The sequence below is a fragment of the Pseudomonas sp. MOIL14HWK12:I1 genome (genome assembly GCF_000510705.1).
GTDB lineage: Bacteria > Pseudomonadota > Gammaproteobacteria > Pseudomonadales > Pseudomonadaceae > Chryseomonas > Chryseomonas oryzihabitans.
Window position 1 is genome coordinate 643,549 of record NZ_KI783307.1, and the last position, 16,594, is coordinate 660,142.

Sequence of the window (16,594 nt, forward strand, 5' to 3'; positions counted from 1 at the left end):
GCTTCGAGTAGGTGAGTGATTCCCCGGGAATCACCTTGGGCTTCGGCCGGATGAGTGATTCCCCGGGAATTACCTTGAGCTTCGAGTAGGTTGGTGATTCCCCGGGAATCGTCTGTGGATTCGGCCGGGTGAGTGATTCCCCGGGAATCACCCCTAGCCTCGGGCGCTGAAGTTGAGCAGATGAGGAAGGGGCGAGCGGAGATCATTCGCTACCTCCGCGGCCCATCATCTTCCGAAGACTTTTCAATACGTCATTCCCGGTTTGAGCGTCACTGACTGCCTTTGGCTGGACAGTGGCCGGTTCAAACCGCGGAACTGTCGGAACCGAAGGGGCCTGGTTTGGCATGGCTGGAGCTTCGGATTGAACTGCGGCGGGCTGCCAACCGGCGTTGAAGTCACCGGTCTGGGCCTTCTGGATGAGTTTCATCAGGTAGCCAAAGGGCTTTGCTACCTTGCCCGAGGCGCAGCGGACGCCCCATTGCTTCACCAAGAGCACCCGAATGTCTGCGGGAACAGCCAGGATCACGAGCTGGGCTCGCTGTTGCTGCTCCGACGTCATCCGTTGATAGGCGCTAGGCCACGCAAGATCCGCGTCTGCCTGCTCGCGCAGTACAGAGCTTTTAGATACATCAGTAGTTGTATTCGTATACGTACTAGATGAGTTCGGATTCCGAACTAAGGGTGAAACCCCTGGATTTTCACTGAGTTCGGATTCCGAACTGAGGCTCAGGACCTGATCGACTGGATTTTTTTGACTGAGTTCGGAATCCGAACTCAGGTGATTCATAGCTGCCAAGACCGGCGTTCGGAATCCGAACTCAGCGGGTGGCGCCGCCGCACGCGCCGGATCTTCGAGCCCTTGGGCGCGGAATCGCTCTCTGAACACCTCGACGCGAGTGGGTAAGTCCTGGGTCTCGCTGACCAGCATCTCGTCAAAAGTCAGGCCGGCGATCTCGCGGATTGAGCTGTTCGAGTGCTCGAGGCCGTTTGCTACGAGGGGGAGATAATCTTGATCGAGTTGTATGGCCTCGGAGTAGGCCACGGGCTCGTCGTGCAGGATGTAGATGTTGCCCTGGACCTGGCCGGTAATCGCGTCGCGAACACGGCGGCCGAGGCTCAGCCAGCGAGTCAGGCGCAGTACGGTCAGGGCCTTGGCCACGGTCTCACGCGAAGCGGGACGGCCTGGGTTGTTGCCCAGGTAGGGGCGCAGCTGATCGTAGGTCGGGAACGCAGTGACGCCATCACCGTTCATGAGCAGGCGAAACACCTGCCAGGCGTTGCGCTCGAGGGGCGAGAGACGGTCATCGAGCAGCAGTCGGCGAGGAACGGTCTCGTGAGGGTTACCGCTGAAAACGATGCCGGCGAATTCCTTGGGTAGGTCTTCGCCGGTTTTTTGCTTGTAGTCGCGCTGGGCTTGGACATGGACGTTCAGGTGTGACGCTGCAACGTCCAAGGCGCGACCGAGTAGATGGGCGCCGCGTGGAGCAGTGGTTTTCACCTATTGTCGCCTTCTGCCGAATCCAGCTCGATCAAGCTCATTTGCCCGATGGCAGCGGGCTGCTCCTGTTCTTGCACCTGGGGCAGGGCATCGCTAGAGGCTTGCTCATCACCGAGTTGCCGATCTCGCCGCTTCCGAGCATCTGAAATCAGCAAGAGCGGTGCCCGGGCGGTCTTGGGCGGGTAGAGGCCTTCGTTGAGCCAGGTCTGTACGAGATTCCAGATGAGGCCGAGGGTGATCTGGTCGTGCCTGTCCTTGACGGACTCGAAGGGTCCGTTGAGCTCCTCGGTGATCATCATGCAAATGTCGAGCAGAGCGATGGCGTCATTGTGATCCACCTCATGAGCGCTCATCAGGTCGAGGAAGCGATACCAGACCTGGGCGGTATCGTTGAGCCCTGCCACCCGGCCGGAGCGACCGGGAACATTCAGGAGTTGGCGCACCACGCTGATCTCGCTGGGGGCCATGCCGAAGAATTCGCGGATCATGCCGTTGGTGGCACCCAGCTGGATGGCGCGATGCACGAGGCGGGTTTCGCGCTCATCGCGTTCGCAGTTCTCCAAGAGCTTCTTGACCATGTCGAGATCGATCTGGATCTTGCACCAGCGCGCCGGGGCATTTTTCAGGATGCTGTGAGCCTGCGGCTGACGCAGCAGATTCAAGACTTCAACGTCCAGGCCAATATCCAGGCAGCGCTGGACCTGGCCGTTGCGCAAGTGATGGAGGATCAGATCCATCAGCGCCTGGTTCATGGGGTTGTACTTCGTGGACATATGCGACTTCCTAATGCAGGTCCAGAAGGTGACCGGGCTACTGCCCAGCCTCGAGTTCGATCAGCCGGCGGGCGAGACGGATCACCCGGAACAGCTTCACGACGGCGGCATCGGTCATGCGGCCTTCGGTGCTGGCTGGCTTGCTATCGAAAAGGGGATCGCCAAGGAGTAGCTGGCCGAGGTTCAGGGCGAAGGTCGCGTTCTCTTCCGCGATGCTTGCCTTGAGCGCCTCGGCACTCTCTGGATCACGCGACACCACGTAGCTGTACATGCCCGTCAACGACTGCAAGAATTGCCAGGACGTTGTTCCGCGTGCGGTCAGCTCTGACTGAGGGGTAGAAAGCGTGAAGCCGAGTGCGAAATCGGTGGGCTTGAGCAGCTCACTAGGAACGTCGCACAGCTGGGCAATTTCGAAGACCAGCGCTCGCAGGCCCTTACGCAACTCCTCAGGAGTATCGGTGTTGCGCTCGATGTACCAGACATCCGAGATGGCATGCAGGCCGCCGGCCTGGACCGGGATCGCGCGCAGGGCATCACTGTTGAAGTCAGGCAAGGTTTCGCCGTGCTCGGCCGCGATGCGGCGCTGAACGTCCCTTACCTTTTGACCGATGCCATCAGGCGTGACGATGTGGCCGTTCAGTCGAGCGGCACGCTCCTGTTCGGAGAGCTGCTCGGGGTCCGGCGGAGTGTGCTGCGGCGGAGTGGTGTCGACTGCACCGGAGCCACCGGTACGCTCGGGGAGTGGCGGTGGTGTAGAAGGGGAGGCAACACCCTGCTTCTGCTTGCTGGGCGTTCCTGGTGGCTGTTCCAGTGTGGCCATGTTGCCAGTCGCGTGAGCGATAGCACCGGTAGCAGGGACCTGCGGAACCTGGCCGTCAGGCACCTGCACCCCCACTAGTTGTGAGCGGCGGCTACTGTCCTGATGATCGAGGATCGCCTTGAGTACTTCTTCGTAGCTGACATTCAGCGCTCTGCGGATCTGGCCGATCAGTTCGTCCTGGATGGACTCGAAGACAAAGTTGTCGGTGTGACCATCAAAGCCGTTGAGCACTTCTTGGTACAGTAGCTCGAAGTCTGTCTCCTCACCGTTGAAGCTCACCCAAGTTTTCAAAGCAGCGCTACGTAGAGTGAGCAGTTTTTCGACCTGATGCTTTCCGAGACCTGAGTAGAGCAAACCAGGAATGGCTGGTACTAGCGTCCTCAATGCCTCTTGCATCTTGCTGATATGGGATTGGGATATGCGATATCCATCCTCAGCCAGCTTCCTTACAAGCTCCCGCTGAGAGATCTCTCGGCCGGCTTCCTGGGCATATAGTTCACGAGCAGCATCGATACTGACTGCACGCTCGACGAACATGAGGTTGCCCCGCAGATCATTCTCTGCGAGGTGGCCGGTCAGCGAGACGATCTCGCCGCGGTCAGTCCAAGGGCGGAATAGGCAGTGGAGGCGGTAGTAGCGCTCGTCCCTCGTCTCCTTCCAGAGCTCGTTGAGGATTTCGAGGCGCGTGTTGCCGCCGGTACGAATGATGAACTTGTCTTCACCCGGGCGTTTGGTTACTGGAAACGGCTGGTCCAGTCCCCGCGCTCTGATGGATGCCTTTATCTCGTCATAGAGAGGGTTCCGTGCAGTCCGGGGGTTCCGGTTGTAGGGGCCGACTTCATCCAGTGTCAGGACCATAGGCGTTTCCTTGATCGGATCCGCCAGGCGTGCCACAGGGGCGCTCGATCCAGGGAAGCCAGCGGCTAACAGACGTTGAGTGACCGCTTCGTTGCTGGGCTTGCTCATGCATGGATCTCCTGAGCAGCACGAGCTGCCGGCCGGCTGGGCTCATCATTGGCGGCCAGCAGTTGGTCGATCACGCGCTGCAGGCGAAAGACCTCATCCTCGAGCTCGAGCGTGCGGCCCATGCGGCTGATGATCTCGGCGTTCATCGAGCGATGGGCCTGCTTGGCCGCCTCAGCGATTTGAGGACGCAGTCCCTTGGGAAAGCGGACGACGAACTTCTCATCCTCTGTTGCAGATTTCCGTACGGATGGCTTGCGCTTGGTTGTGGTAGTCATAGGGTCTGGTCCAATTCGTTCATAGGCTGGGCACGGCGCAGCTGGGCGCGGGCATTGAGGCCGGCGCGGCGATCGCTGGGCGTGAAAGACGTGAAAATGGGGCAGTAGCCGACTTTCAAGAACTTGACGTGCCCGCCCTTGGTACGGGCGACGATCCAGCCCTCGTCCAGGGCGAACGCCACCAGGTCCTGCAGGTTCTTGTTGGCACCACGTAGCGCATGGGCGGGCGTCGTCATGTGCGGCTACCCCCTTTCACGTACCCCACTTTGAAAGGCAGACGATGCGCTCGGGCCAGGGCATGACAACGCTCCAGGGGCTGTTGCAAGCGCTTGGATGCGGTGCGAAGGGTATCCCCGAGCAAGGCGCGGGCTCGAAGGAGCCGCACCAGGTCCTCATCGGAAACTTCGGTTGCCGGCTTGGCCTCGGCGAGCTGGCGCAGCTCCTCACGCTGGGCGCTGATGACGAAGCTAGGGCCGCCGACGGCGCGCTCGGTCGGCTTCACTTCGACGACTTGGCCACCTTTGGCCAGGAAGTCGTTCAGCGCTGCATCCAACCTCTGCCGGTCACGTTCGCGATCGGTATGGGAAGGGAGATCCTGTTCAGGGGTGTGATGGGAGAGCATGTCATTGGCCTCCCGCCCGTTGCTGGAGCTGGTTGCCCGACTCTATGGCGACGATCTCGGCCAGACCATCGTCCTTGAACAGCAGATCCAGGGTCTTGATCAGCCCTGCCGCATCATTTCGGGAGCCGGCGACGCGGAAGACGACGGTAGTGTCGTGGAAGGGACCAGGCGCTGGCTGATCGAAGACCTGCAAGGGCTTCACGTCGAGCGAATGGCAGACGCTGCAGGCTATGAACTCATCAGCGGTGAGGGGGCGGCGGCAGAGGTGATGGCCGCAGTTGCGGCACTGGTGAGTAACCCCAGACAACATGGCTTGCGGGCTCATTGAGCAGCTCCTTGCCGGCTCCCGCCGGCGACAGATCGGAGGGAAGGGCAGGGAAGAAGCACCGGCTTGGCGGCGGTGGCCGCCGGGCGCGAAAGGGTGCCGGACGCATCCGGTGGTAAGGTCGGCGGTGCCAACCAAACCCACCCAGACCACAGGAGGTCCGGCATGAAACCTAGAGAGGTACAGACGTACAGCGAATTGGCCAAAGCGATATGGGCAGAGGCCGAGGCACGCTTTGGCCAGGATGAGCACATCGCCGCGCGTGAGTGGTACGAGCAGACCTTCTGCCTTTGCGCATTGGGTGATGCGTTAGCTCTAGCCCGAGGCTGGACGTTGGCAGGTCTGGAAGCCATCGAGTACGCGCTCATTCAACGTCACTCCTGGCTGCCCGATCAGATCCGGCAACTATCGCCTCGTGATAAGTGGCTATCACTGCATGAGGAACTGGCAGGACTGAAGACGGCCGACGATGCGAATCAAGCGTGGCGGGATCGGGAAGCAGCAGACCTAAACGCCAGGGGCTCGTCAGAGGACGTGTGGCATGCGTATCCCCGGGGATTCCCCATTCCATGAATGGATGGTCCTGAATCTCGTAGAGATGCCATGGGTAGGCAGCCTCGATGACGTTGATGGGAAGCACGTCCTGGGTGACCCGCACGAGATGACGCCAGCGCGCGCGACCTCCGAACTTCGAGTCGTAATGGAGTACATAGCGTTGCGGCCGCGATACCAGCCCCTGCGTGACCAGCAGGTTTGCCCAGTCTTTGGGTTTCAACTGCTGAGGTAGGTGATTCAGCTCGATGTTCAGGCCCGCGGTAAGCCAGGCGTCCTCGATCCACAAGCTGTCTTCCATCCACCACGCAGAGGGGCAGGGTGATTTTTCCAAACCCTCAATGGCGAGCTTGTGCAGCAGCGGGATCAGCGACTCGGTAGTGAAATCGATCAGCGGGATCATGCGTTCATCTCCTGCCAGGCCTGCGCGCTCAGGTTCTCGAAGCGCGTCTGTTGGGCGATGAAGGCGGCGCGGACCGTGCCGACTTGGCCGTTACGGAATTTGCCAACGATCAGCTCAGCGATGCCCTTGAGCTCGGTATCCGGGTGGTAGTACTCGTCGCGGTAGAGGAACATGATCACGTCCGCGTCCTGCTCGATGGCGCCGGACTCACGCAGATCGGCAAGGCCAGGCCGCTTATTCGGCCGGGACTCCAGTCCCCGGTTGAGTTGGGAGAGCGCGATGACCGGGCACTTCATCTCTTTGGCGAGCGCCTTGAGCGAGCGAGAGATCTCGGCGATCTCATTGGCGCGGTTCTCTTGGCCTTCGCAGCGCATCAGCTGCAGGTAGTCGACCAGGATCAGGGCAGGCGGGCCGAAGCGGCGCGCGGCGCGACGGGCTCTGGCGCGTAGCATCGTGGGGGACAGGCCAGCCTGGTCGTCGATGACTAGGCGATCGCCAAAGCTGTTGATGGTGTTGACGGCCATGGTCAGCTTCGGCCAGTCCTCATCCTCCAGCTGGCCGCTTTTCAGCTTCGCGGCATCGATGCGGCCGATGATCGCCACCAACCTGAGCATCAGTTGTTCAGCCGGCATCTCTAGGCTGTAGACCTGTACTGATTTACTGCACGCATGTTGGAGCGCGCTTCTAATGCAGTTCAGCAAGAAGGCGGTCTTGCCCATAGCGGGACGGGCGCCGACGATGATCAGGTCGGTGTCCTGCCATCCCGAGGTGAGGGCATCCAGATCGTTGAGGCCCGAGGGAACGCCTGTCACCGCCATAGGGTTGTTGAAGCGCTCGTCGATGATGTCGATCAGCTTGTGCAAGGTAGCTGTGACATTGCAGAACTCGGCGGCCTTGCGGTCTTGGCCAAGCGCGAACAGCCGCTGCTCGGTCTGCTCCTGCACTTCGGCGGGATTGGCACCCGGTGCTGACGCCTCGCGGCTGCTGGCAAAGCCCAGTAGGATCAGGCGGCGCAGGTGCGCCCGCTGGGCGACGATCTCTGCGTACGCGACGATGTTGGCGACCGAGGGGGTGTCCTTGGCCAAGGTTCCCAGATAGGCAAGGCCGCCCACCTCGTCGACGTCGGGCATCACCTCGGCGAGGGTCACGACATCGAAGGGTCGCGATTGCGAGGCGAGCAGGGCGATTCGCCGGAATATGAGCTGGTGGTGGCGGAAGAAGAAGTCTTCCTCCAGCAGCACATCTGCGATCAGGTCCCAGGTGCTGTTGTCGAGCATCAGCCCGCCCAGGACGGACTGCTCGGCCTCTTGAGAGTGAGGCGGGACCAAGCTGGCTGCTACGCGCTCAGCGTCTGAGACATGCACGGTGTGATCGTGGGCGGGGACTTCCAGGAGCTGAGTGACGCTCATGGCCGACTTCCCAGCGCTACCTGTTCGCCGCGCTGGCCAACGCCGCGGTGAAGCTGAGCTTGAGTCCCCAGCTCGTAGCCCTGATAGCGCGCTCGCACGTCGTGCCCTTTGGCCTCGAGATGCTCAAGCTCTACGGTGGTCAGGTGAGGATGGTGAACGGCCAGGTAGGCGTCGATGACGCGCTGGGTCTCGTCTGGTTTGCCCTTGGCGAACTGGTGGACCTTGACGCTGACTGCTTCGATCCAGCCTTCGGCGAAGACCTGGCCACGGCGGCGTTTGGTGGCCAGCTTGCAGCGAGTTTGACTGCGGACGAACACCTTGCGAGCGGCCAGAAGTTGCTGGTGGAGTGCGGAATAGGCGTAGCTGGCCATCTCAGGCCCGACACCGATACCGACGAACTTGAAAGCCCACCCCAGGCGCTGATCGCGAAAGGCCAGGGGATCGCAATCGAATGCCTGGGCACACACCAGTGCGAGCTGGTGAAGCCAATGGGCGGGTGCTTTGCGGGTGCCGGTGGCAACGACTGCTTCGCTGGCGAGCACTGCCTGGACGTCAACGTCCATGAGGTTGTGCTGCTGCATGAGCTTGCGCGCCTGACGCAGCGCGATCTCAGCTTCGTTCGGCGCGGCGCCGGCGTCCTTGGCCAGCGCGAAGCACTTGGCGACGCGCTCCAGGATCTTCTGCTTGTTGGCGTCCATCAGGCGGCTCCCCCCTGAGAGGAAGCCATCGACGTCGCTGGACCTGATGCCTTTGCGACTTCCAGCAGCGCTTCGGTCCAGACCTTGATGGTCTCCTGGGCGCTGGGCTTCGAAAGCTGCGCCTCCCGTACCTCATCGATTCGCTGCTGTAGGGACTCCAGCCGCTGGGAGGGAGCCTGGTCAACGAAAACAAGGTGATATTCGATGGTGGATTTCAGATCAGCGATGAGGCTGATTACCTGGTCCAGACGCCATTTATTGGTGGTTGTCCAGCTTGGAGCTGGAGACAGCATCATGTCGCGAAGGTGACCATCTTGTTTCAGCAACCAGCCATCGGTGATGGGCCTGATGGCGATGTACAACTTCAGTACTTCGATCTGCTGCTCGACCGTCGTTGTCGGCAGTTGGAAATGCTGGGCGACCAGTTGCTTCGCTTGTCGCTCGTGTTGCTCACGAAGCTTGGCTGCAGCCTTCTCCTCTCGTGCCTTCCGTTCCTTGGCGTGCTCGACGTTGTACTTCACCGAGTCCAGTAGTGCAGCAGCGTTGCTCAGCAGCTCGCGCTGCTCTTGGGAGAGTCTCGCGCCGAGGCGGCCGTGGATCGAGTTGCCGTACTGGGTCAGCGCACGAAGCTCGCGGGCCGCGCTGGAGAGCCCGGTCTGCACTTTGCGGAAATCCTTCGCGTCGTAGAACTTTCCCTGTTCCAGCACCACCTCTGCAGTGATACCTGTGGCCTGGGTTAGATCATGCTTTTGGGCTGTGGCCATCTCACTTGCCCTCTCTCACCAGGGCATGCACGGCCGATTCGTTCATGGCTGTGAAGCGGTCAGTCCATTCCGGGAAGAGTTCGATGGCGAGGTTGCGGATCACCTGCAGGGCAGCGGGTGCCTGACGGTTGCTAGGCTGCCTGTACTCCAGACGGTGTGCAGGGATCCCATGAGTCGCCGACTCGCAATAGACCACTGCATCAGGGATGACGGTATCTATGACCTGGATATCGGCATGGCCCCGGAAGGTCTCCCGAATCGTCGCATCCAGCTGGCGCGCGTCTGAAGTTAGATCCAGACCGTTCACCACGGCCTTGATGGGCGGAACCGGTAGCCCAAGGCGGGCATAGGGTCGGAGTCCGTCCAGCATCTGCAATGTGCCGCGGTTAAATTCGCGGGCAGATAGCATTTCAGGGGGGAGGGGGGAGACGGCGAGATCCGAAGCGAGCATCACCATCTCGAGGAGCACGGTGCGGGCGCCCTGCGTATCGATCAGCACCAGGTCGAAGTCGTCCTGGAAGATGTCCTTGAGATGAGCCAGGCGAAGCCGGCCATCGGGCGCCTGCAGGAGGAGGTTGATCAGGTGGTTGTGCGGATCGTTGGAATAGATCAGCGACAGATTCTGGATATTCGTCTTGGAGACGATGCGGTCGAGGCGTGTCTCGTTGCTGGCGATCAGCTCGAAGACGCCGCAGGGGGCGGGCTCAACGAGGTCGTAGTAGGACGAAAGGGAAGGCTGGACAGGATCCAGGTCGATCAGTAGGGTGCGGAGCCCCGCATCGGCACAGAACGCGCCTAGGTTGGCGGTCTTGGTGGTTTTTCCTGTACCGCCCTTGGTCGAAATTGCAGATGTAGTTTTCAAATTTGCAGCCTCTAATGGGTTCATTAGAGGCCGCTTGTTTTCACTGAGAGGCGCGTCGCGCCTGGGTGCAGTGGTGGGTCAAAAGCAATTGGCTTTTAACCAATTGGTCGTAGGTTCGAATCCCACACGACCCACCATCTTCACCAGAAACCCTCCGCAAGGAGGGTTTTTGCGTTTCAGGCCTATGGCCAGGAAAACTAAAAGGCTCTCTCAGGGTGCGAGGAGTCCTTGTCCTAAGGTGTAATCGCCCAGTCAGGCGTGCCGCCGGCCTTGGGTTGTACGCTAGAAGGCCAGGCCTGCTGCCAACGCTGAAACGTATCCCGCACTAGACCCTTAAAGAGTGCCCCCCTCGCCTGGGGTGGAACGGCTACCGGTACGGTAGTCGCCGAAAAGGTGCCCGGCGTCTGAGGGACGGTTGGAGATTGCCGGACAGGCAGCGTCACCTCGGGCGTCTGAACCGGCGCGGATGTCAGCGCCACGCCGGTGGGCACGGATTCGACTGCCACAGGGGAGAGGTGTTCGGTAGGGGAGGCGTCATGCGCCCTGGCGTGGCGAACGGTTGGCTTCATATCGGCAAAAAAAAGCCCCCGCGCATGGCGGGGGCAGGTTCAGTTCGAAGCCTTCAGATAAGCCAACCTGAAAGATGAGCTGGAGCACTCTCTCTAGCTGACTGCACCGCCAGTTGGCGGTTCAGGCCAGGCAGCCAGGGCGTGCGCACCGTCACTGTTGGATCATGGTGGCCGCCCGCTGCGTCGCTTCGGACGTGCGCGTAGCCAGCTTGCGAACTTCGTCGGCTACCACCGCAAAGCCTCGTCCCGCCTCGCCGGCTCGTGCCGCTTCGATCGCGGCATTGAGCGCCAGCAGGTTGGTCTGGGCGGCGATGCCCTGGATCGAACTGACGATATCGGTGACGTTCTTCAGGTTTTCTTCCATCTCGCGATGCTGGGCCTGCTGAGAATCGCGAAGGGCATTCTGCTCATGGGTGGCATGGATATCGGTCAGGGCACCCACCACCCGCATTGGCGTGCCGTCATGGGCGCGTCGGGTCTGACCCCGCGCCCGGAACCAGCGGTAGCTGCCATCCTTCAATTTCAGGCGGTAGGTGATATCGAAGCCCGTCTTGCCACTGCGGTCGTTGAGGTGGGCACCAAAGGCCTCGATGCTGCGTTGCTTGTCCTCGGGATGCAGGCGGGACGCCCAGCTGTCGAGAACATCGGGAAATTCTTCGACCGTCTCGAATCCCAGCAGGCGGCGGAACTGGGGCGACCACCAGAAGGGATTCTGCGGATTGACCGGATCGCCCGCTATCACCTCCATGTCCCAGAGACCATCGTTGAGCATTTCGCGGGCAAGCTCGAAACGCGTCAGGGTCACCTCGAGTTCAGCATCGCGCTGGCGCTGATCATGGATGTCCCTGAGGGAGCCCGCCACACGCAGCGGCGTACCCTTGGCGTCGCGGAGGGTCTCGCCGCTCGCACGAAACCAGCGATATTCGCCGCTCTTGGTCGCTACCCGGTACTCGATGTCATAGGGGGTGTTGCCGCTGCGATCATTCAGGTGCCGGGCGAATGCGTCCAGAGTCGGTTTGCTGTCCTCCGGGTGTAGCCGATTGGCCCAGCTTCCGAGCTCGTTCGGGAAGTCTTGCTCGTTGCGAAAGCCCAGCAGGGCGCGAAACTGATCCGACCACCAGAACGCATTACGCGGGTTGACCGGATCTCCGGCGACCACTTCCATATCCCACAGGCCTTCACTGGTAGCACGATTGACCAGGTCGAAGCGGGTTGCCAAACGGTCAGCCGCGGCTTCGCGCTCGGCGAGGCGAGCGGTCAGCTGTTCGATCTCGCTTTGCATCTCGTGCAACTGGGCGTCGAGTGTCCCCTGGCGAGCCAGCAGTACCTTCAGGCCTTCAGCTACCCTGCGCACCGGGGCTGGCCCGGTGAGCGAATCGAGCCTGGCTGCGGCCTCGGGTTGCTCGACAGCGGAAGCGATTACGTCGAGACCACGCATGATGGACAGATGCTGAAGGATGGACATAGGGCGGTTCCAGGTAGGTGATATGGCCGGACATGTGATGTCTGTTTGATATCAAATGTCGGCACGAGCGCAATTATCTTTAACGCGATATTAAAGCTGGGTTGCAGATCGAACGTGCGGTCAATGTGCGGCGACGGCGCAGAGACTCGCGGAGGCCCATCGGTAAAACACAGACGATAGGGCGGTTTCAAACGGCCCAGCGAGTCCATTACGGAATGGGCCAGCTGCACCGGGCCCTGAGCCATCCGCTTCTTGTACTACAGCATTCGCCACAGCTGCGGATCGATGCTGAGCTTCATCAACGGGATCTTGACCGCCGGCGGTGCTGCGTAACGTGGTCGGGCGGCCCACAGCCGTTAGCGGGAAGACGCGAAAGGCCGCGTTGAGGTGAGGGCAGCGCGCAGCCTCCATCTGCCTGACGATGGCCAGCAGTTGGATATGGAGGAGGGCGAACGGGTGCTGCTCGAGATGCCATCGATCTGTCGACGCGGCGGCACCGCTTATGCAGTCTTCACGCCGGTGTAGTTGGACACAGGGAGGGTCTAAACAACGCAACCACGGCCCCACTGGGGCCCCTCTCTCTCCGAAAGCCGACCTGAACGGAGCGATGAGTGGTCGTCCGCCAGGTCGTCTTTGAAACCAGAGCGAGAGGGGATGTCGGCTTATTTCAAGGTGAAGCTGATGTCACTGAAACAAGGGTGATCAGAGGTTCATGGCTGTTACCCAAGCGCTGGTGTCAGCTCTTCAGCATTTCTGAACAGCCAGGGCTGACGGGCACGGTGCTTGACCTCGAACGCCCTGATCGCATCGGCTTCCAGCAAGGTCAGGCCGATATCATCCAGTCCTTCGACCAGGCAGTGTTTGCGGAAGCCGTCGATCTCGAAACTCAGTACCTTGCCATCGGGGCGGGTCACGGTCTGGGCCTGCAGGTCGATGTGCAGCTGATAGCCCGGATTGGCCTCTACCTGCTTGAAAAGCTCGTCCACTTCGCTATCGCTCAAGACGATCGGCAGCAGGCCGTTCTTGAAGCTGTTGTTGAAGAAGATATCGGCGAAACTCGGCGCGATGATGCTGCGGAAACCGTATTCCTCCAAGGCCCAGGGCGCATGCTCGCGACTGGAGCCACAGCCGAAGTTCTCCCGGGCCAGCAAGACGCTGCTGCCCTGATAACGCTCGGCGTTAAGGACGAAATCCCTGTTCAGTGGCCGCTTGGAATTGTCCTGGTACGGCTGTCCCTCATCCAGGTAGCGCCATTCATCAAACAGATTGGGGCCGAAACCCGTCCGGTAAATCGACTTCAGGAATTGCTTGGGAATGATCTGGTCGGTGTCGATGTTGGCGCGGTCCAGAGGGGCGACGAGTCCTGTGTGCTGGGTAAAGGCTTTCATGCTTGTCTCCTTCAGATCAGATCGCGGACGTCGACGAAACGACCGTTCACCGCCGCGGCGGCGGCCATGGCTGGGCTGACCAGGTGGGTACGACCACCGGCTCCCTGGCGTCCGGCGAAATTGCGGTTGGAGGTGGAGGCGCAATGCTCGCCGGACTCCAGGCGGTCCGGGTTCATTGCCAGGCACATCGAGCAACCTGGCTCGCGCCACTCGAAACCGGCTTCGAGGAAAATCTTGTCCAGGCCCTCCGCTTCGGCCTGGGCTTTCACCAGACCCGAGCCCGGCACGACCAGGGCCTGCTTGATGGTCGAAGCCACTTTGCGGCCCTTGGCGATCACGGCCGCAGCACGCAGGTCTTCGATCCGCGAATTGGTGCATGAGCCAATGAACACGCGATCGAGCTGGATGTTGGTGATGGCCTGGTTAGGGGTCAGGCCCATGTACTTCAAGGCACGGACGATGGAATCGCGCTTGATCGGGTCCAGCTCCTGGGCAGGATCGGGAATGTTCTGGTCCACGGCCAGGACCATTTCCGGCGAAGTGCCCCAGCTGACTTGTGGCTTGATCTGCGCGGCGTCGAGCTCGACGACCTTGTCGAAATGGGCGCCGGTGTCAGACACCATATCTTTCCAGGCTTCGACGGCCATCTCCCACTCCACGCCTTTCGGGGCGAACGGACGGCCCTCGACGTAGGCGATGGTCTTTTCGTCCGTCGCTACCAGGCCGACGCGGGCGCCGGCCTCGATGGCCATGTTGCAGATGGTCATGCGGCCTTCCATGGACAGGTCCCGGATGGCGCTGCCCGCGAACTCGATGGCGTGGCCGTTACCCCCGGCGGTACCGATCTTGCCGATTACCGCGAGGATGATGTCCTTGGCGGTGACGCCGAACGGCAATTGGCCATCGACGGAAACCAGCATGTTCTTCATCTTCTTGGCGACCAGGCACTGGGTCGCCAGCACATGCTCGACCTCGGAGGTGCCGATACCGTGTGCCAGCGCAGCGAAGGCGCCGTGGGTGGCGGTATGGGAATCGCCGCAGACCACGGTCATGCCCGGCAGGGTGGCGCCCTGTTCCGGCGCGATGACATGGACGATACCGTGGCGAATGTCGTTCATCTTGAATTCGGTGATGCCGTACTGATCGCAGTTGTCGTCGAGGGTCTGCACTTGCAGACGCGAAACCGGATCGGTAATGGCGGCGATGCCGCCCTTGCGCTCCGGCGTAGTCGGCACGTTGTGGTCCGGGGTCGCAATGTTGGTATCGACTCGCCATGGCGTGCGGCCACTCAGACGCAAGCCTTCGAAGGCTTGCGGGGAAGTCACTTCGTGAATGATGTGACGGTCGATATAGAGCAGCGCCGAGCCATCGTCGCGCTGTTTAACCAGGTGCGAATCCCAGAGTTTGTCGTAAAGCGTTTTGCTAACCATCGCAATATCCTGCTTTGAGTTTTTGTCTGCCAGGAAACTGGCTCTTAGATCGAATCGAGCAACGAGTGCGTGTTTTTCATCTACAGGTACCAAACAAAACTGAACCTTTATCAGTGTTTGAGCGCCCGACTTGTAACATCGGGCAGTTGCACGAGAGTCTCGCTCGGTGATGTGGCCGATTTGGCGGTTTCCGCTCGCGCAGCATTGGGTGCCTCTTCCGATTCTTCGCCATTGAGCGCTCTATTCATCTTGTTGGCGTCCAAGGCGCCGACCCACTTGGCAATGGCCATCGTCCCCACACCATTTCCAATCGTGTTGGTGATCCCCCGCGCCTCGGACATGAAACGATCCACGCCCAGCAGCAGCACCATGCCGGCCACCGGGATGGTGTCGAGCGAGGCCAGGGTCGCGGTGAGGATGATGAAGCCTGCGCCGGCCACGCCCGCGGATCCCTTGGAGGTAAACATCAGAACGGTCAGCACGATCAGCTGATCGGTCAGTGTCAGAGGCGTATTCGTCGCCTGGGCGATAAAGATGGCGGCAATGGTGTAATAGATGGCCTGTCCATCGGGATTGAAGGTCAGGCCCGATGGGATGACGAGTCCTGCCACCGGCTTGGATACACCCGCTCTTTCCATCTTCGAGATCATTTGTGGCAACACCGATTCGGAAGAGCAGGTCCCCAGCACGGTGAACAGTTCTTCCTTGATGTACTTCAGGAACTTCCAGAGGCTGAAGCCGCTGTAGCGGCAGATCGGCCCCAGCACGAAGATCACGAAGAGGGCGCAGGTGAGATAGACGCAGGCCACCAGCTTGCCCAGCGAAAACAGCGAGCCGAATCCGTATTTGCCGATGGTGAAGGCGATCGCGCCGAAGGCACCGATAGGGGCCAGGCGCATCACCATGCTGACGATCCGAAACATGCCTTGCGTCAGGCTGTCGAGCGTGTCCACGAAGAGCTTCGCCCGGGGCCCGGCATTGGCCAGGGCTACCCCCAGCAAGACGGAAAAGAGGAGGATCTGCAGCACGTTGCCTTTCGCGAAGGCGTCGACGATCGTGTGGGGAATGATGCCCATCAAGAAGTCCATGGCCGACGTATGCTTGGCCGCCGTGGCATAGCCGCTGAGACTTGAGGTATCCAGGGTCGAGACGTCGACATTCATTCCACTGCCGGGGCTCAATACATTGGCCACCACCAGACCGACGACAAGCGCCAGGGTGGAAACCACTTCGAAATAGATCAGGGCGCGAAAACCGACCCGCCCCAGTTCTTTCATGTTTTCCATGCCCGCGATGCCGGTCACGACCGTGAGGAAGATGACCGGCGCCAATAGCATCTTGATGAGCTTGATGAAGGCGTCACCCAGAGGTTTCAACGCGGCGCCCGTTTCGGGAAACAGTACACCGACAAGGGAGCCGGCTATTACGGCGAGCAATACCTGTACATATAGCTTTCCGAGCGCTTTTTTCATTATGGAATCCTGCATTGTTATTTTTGTCAGGAGACATCGCGAGAACAGTTTTCTGTCCGGCCGCGGGATGTCTGAATCATCACTTGAGGCAATCAAGCCGATCAGCGATCAATCATCTTCAGTAATGCGTTCGTCTAATGCGAGTTGGGCTTTCAGGCTTTTTACGGACGAGCGGAATGGCTGCAGCTATCTCCTCGGTTAATATCAAGGGTTTGGATATGGCCTGGTTATAACAGGCACATTTCGACGCTGACCTTCTTCGCCGGAATAGGCGGGCCTATGATCCGGTGGCCTGGTTCTTAG

16 protein-coding genes are annotated in these 16,594 nt (G+C 60.5%); all 16 read right to left on the reverse strand.

All coding sequences use genetic code 11. The annotated features are described in order from the left end of the window. Positions 1-202 precede the first annotated feature (202 nt). On the reverse strand, positions 203-1,498 hold the full coding sequence (locus tag PSEK12I1_RS23780) for an STY4528 family pathogenicity island replication protein (RefSeq protein ID WP_051399111.1): 1,296 nt from the start codon (positions 1,496-1,498) through the stop codon (positions 203-205). Further along, on the reverse strand, positions 1,495-2,271 hold the full coding sequence (locus tag PSEK12I1_RS23785) for an STY4526/YPO1902 family pathogenicity island replication protein (protein ID WP_051399112.1): 777 nt from the start codon (positions 2,269-2,271) through the stop codon (positions 1,495-1,497). Before PSEK12I1_RS23785 ends, PSEK12I1_RS23780 begins: the two co-directional genes overlap by 4 nt. 37 nt (positions 2,272-2,308) lie before the next feature. Then, positions 2,309-4,057, reverse strand: coding sequence for a ParB family protein (locus PSEK12I1_RS0113045; protein ID WP_027601807.1), 1,749 nt, complete (start codon positions 4,055-4,057; stop codon positions 2,309-2,311). Next, on the reverse strand, positions 4,054-4,332 hold the full coding sequence (locus PSEK12I1_RS24390) for an Arc family DNA-binding protein (RefSeq protein WP_081737487.1): 279 nt from the start codon (positions 4,330-4,332) through the stop codon (positions 4,054-4,056). The genes PSEK12I1_RS0113045 and PSEK12I1_RS24390 overlap by 4 nt, the downstream gene beginning before the upstream one ends. Continuing rightward, the gene (locus PSEK12I1_RS0113055; protein ID WP_007160909.1) at positions 4,329-4,568 is read right to left on the reverse strand and encodes a hypothetical protein; all 240 of its coding nucleotides are present in this window, start codon (positions 4,566-4,568) and stop codon (positions 4,329-4,331) included. Before PSEK12I1_RS0113055 ends, PSEK12I1_RS24390 begins: the two co-directional genes overlap by 4 nt. Next, a complete protein-coding gene (locus tag PSEK12I1_RS0113060; RefSeq protein WP_027601808.1) occupies positions 4,565-4,954 on the reverse strand; it encodes a hypothetical protein in 390 nt (129 codons plus the stop codon). The genes PSEK12I1_RS0113055 and PSEK12I1_RS0113060 overlap by 4 nt, the downstream gene beginning before the upstream one ends. Position 4,955: 1 nt before the next feature. After that, positions 4,956-5,279: a hypothetical protein gene (locus PSEK12I1_RS0113065; protein ID WP_027601809.1), complete on the reverse strand. Its 324-nt coding sequence runs from the start codon at positions 5,277-5,279 to the stop codon at positions 4,956-4,958. A 364-nt stretch (positions 5,280-5,643) separates the two neighbouring features. Next, a complete protein-coding gene (locus PSEK12I1_RS24605) occupies positions 5,644-6,234 on the reverse strand; it encodes a hypothetical protein (RefSeq protein ID WP_051399113.1) in 591 nt (196 codons plus the stop codon). Then, a complete protein-coding gene (dnaB, locus tag PSEK12I1_RS0113075) occupies positions 6,231-7,643 on the reverse strand; it encodes a replicative DNA helicase (RefSeq protein ID WP_081737490.1) in 1,413 nt (470 codons plus the stop codon). Before dnaB ends, PSEK12I1_RS24605 begins: the two co-directional genes overlap by 4 nt. Then, on the reverse strand, positions 7,640-8,341 hold the full coding sequence (locus PSEK12I1_RS0113080; RefSeq protein WP_027601811.1) for a DUF2786 domain-containing protein: 702 nt from the start codon (positions 8,339-8,341) through the stop codon (positions 7,640-7,642). Before PSEK12I1_RS0113080 ends, dnaB begins: the two co-directional genes overlap by 4 nt. Next, the gene (locus PSEK12I1_RS0113085; protein WP_027601812.1) at positions 8,341-9,105 is read right to left on the reverse strand and encodes a hypothetical protein; all 765 of its coding nucleotides are present in this window, start codon (positions 9,103-9,105) and stop codon (positions 8,341-8,343) included. Before PSEK12I1_RS0113085 ends, PSEK12I1_RS0113080 begins: the two co-directional genes overlap by 1 nt. Position 9,106: 1 nt before the next feature. After that, the gene (locus tag PSEK12I1_RS0113090; protein WP_037006980.1) at positions 9,107-9,991 is read right to left on the reverse strand and encodes a ParA family protein; all 885 of its coding nucleotides are present in this window, start codon (positions 9,989-9,991) and stop codon (positions 9,107-9,109) included. 696 nt (positions 9,992-10,687) lie between these two features. Then, positions 10,688-12,001 (reverse strand): PAS domain-containing methyl-accepting chemotaxis protein, encoded by a 1,314-nt coding sequence (locus PSEK12I1_RS25105; RefSeq protein ID WP_051399114.1) that lies wholly within the window; start codon positions 11,999-12,001, stop codon positions 10,688-10,690. Between the two features lie 719 nt (positions 12,002-12,720). Beyond that, the gene (leuD, locus tag PSEK12I1_RS0113100) at positions 12,721-13,389 is read right to left on the reverse strand and encodes a 3-isopropylmalate dehydratase small subunit (protein WP_027601814.1); all 669 of its coding nucleotides are present in this window, start codon (positions 13,387-13,389) and stop codon (positions 12,721-12,723) included. Between the two features lie 11 nt (positions 13,390-13,400). Beyond that, positions 13,401-14,819 carry a 3-isopropylmalate dehydratase large subunit gene (gene leuC / locus PSEK12I1_RS0113105; protein WP_027601815.1) on the reverse strand — a complete coding sequence of 473 codons (1,419 nt, stop codon included), beginning with the start codon at positions 14,817-14,819 and terminating at the stop codon, positions 13,401-13,403. Between the two features lie 110 nt (positions 14,820-14,929). Next, a complete protein-coding gene (locus PSEK12I1_RS0113110) occupies positions 14,930-16,291 on the reverse strand; it encodes a dicarboxylate/amino acid:cation symporter (RefSeq protein ID WP_027601816.1) in 1,362 nt (453 codons plus the stop codon). Positions 16,292-16,594 lie beyond the last annotated feature (303 nt).

Excerpts from the sequence above, each read along its gene's own strand:
- PSEK12I1_RS0113060 (WP_027601808.1), bottom strand. The coding sequence starts at position 4,954 with ATGCTCTCCCATCACACCCCTGAACAGGATCTCCCTTCCCATACCGAT.
- PSEK12I1_RS23785 (WP_051399112.1), bottom strand. The coding sequence starts at position 2,271 with ATGTCCACGAAGTACAACCCCATGAACCAGGCGCTGATGGATCTGATC.
- PSEK12I1_RS0113080 (WP_027601811.1), bottom strand. The coding sequence starts at position 8,341 with ATGGACGCCAACAAGCAGAAGATCCTGGAGCGCGTCGCCAAGTGCTTC.
- PSEK12I1_RS0113065 (WP_027601809.1), bottom strand. The coding sequence starts at position 5,279 with ATGAGCCCGCAAGCCATGTTGTCTGGGGTTACTCACCAGTGCCGCAAC.
- PSEK12I1_RS25105 (WP_051399114.1), bottom strand. The coding sequence starts at position 12,001 with ATGTCCATCCTTCAGCATCTGTCCATCATGCGTGGTCTCGACGTAATC.
- PSEK12I1_RS0113045 (WP_027601807.1), bottom strand. The coding sequence starts at position 4,057 with ATGAGCAAGCCCAGCAACGAAGCGGTCACTCAACGTCTGTTAGCCGCT.
- PSEK12I1_RS0113110 (WP_027601816.1), bottom strand. The coding sequence starts at position 16,291 with ATGAAAAAAGCGCTCGGAAAGCTATATGTACAGGTATTGCTCGCCGTA.
- PSEK12I1_RS0113090 (WP_037006980.1), bottom strand. The coding sequence starts at position 9,991 with ATGAACCCATTAGAGGCTGCAAATTTGAAAACTACATCTGCAATTTCG.
- dnaB (WP_081737490.1), bottom strand. The coding sequence starts at position 7,643 with ATGAGCGTCACTCAGCTCCTGGAAGTCCCCGCCCACGATCACACCGTG.
- PSEK12I1_RS0113055 (WP_007160909.1), bottom strand. The coding sequence starts at position 4,568 with ATGACGACGCCCGCCCATGCGCTACGTGGTGCCAACAAGAACCTGCAG.
- leuD (WP_027601814.1), bottom strand. The coding sequence starts at position 13,389 with ATGAAAGCCTTTACCCAGCACACAGGACTCGTCGCCCCTCTGGACCGC.
- PSEK12I1_RS0113085 (WP_027601812.1), bottom strand. The coding sequence starts at position 9,105 with ATGGCCACAGCCCAAAAGCATGATCTAACCCAGGCCACAGGTATCACT.
- leuC (WP_027601815.1), bottom strand. The coding sequence starts at position 14,819 with ATGGTTAGCAAAACGCTTTACGACAAACTCTGGGATTCGCACCTGGTT.
- PSEK12I1_RS24605 (WP_051399113.1), bottom strand. The coding sequence starts at position 6,234 with ATGATCCCGCTGATCGATTTCACTACCGAGTCGCTGATCCCGCTGCTG.
- PSEK12I1_RS24390 (WP_081737487.1), bottom strand. The coding sequence starts at position 4,332 with ATGACTACCACAACCAAGCGCAAGCCATCCGTACGGAAATCTGCAACA.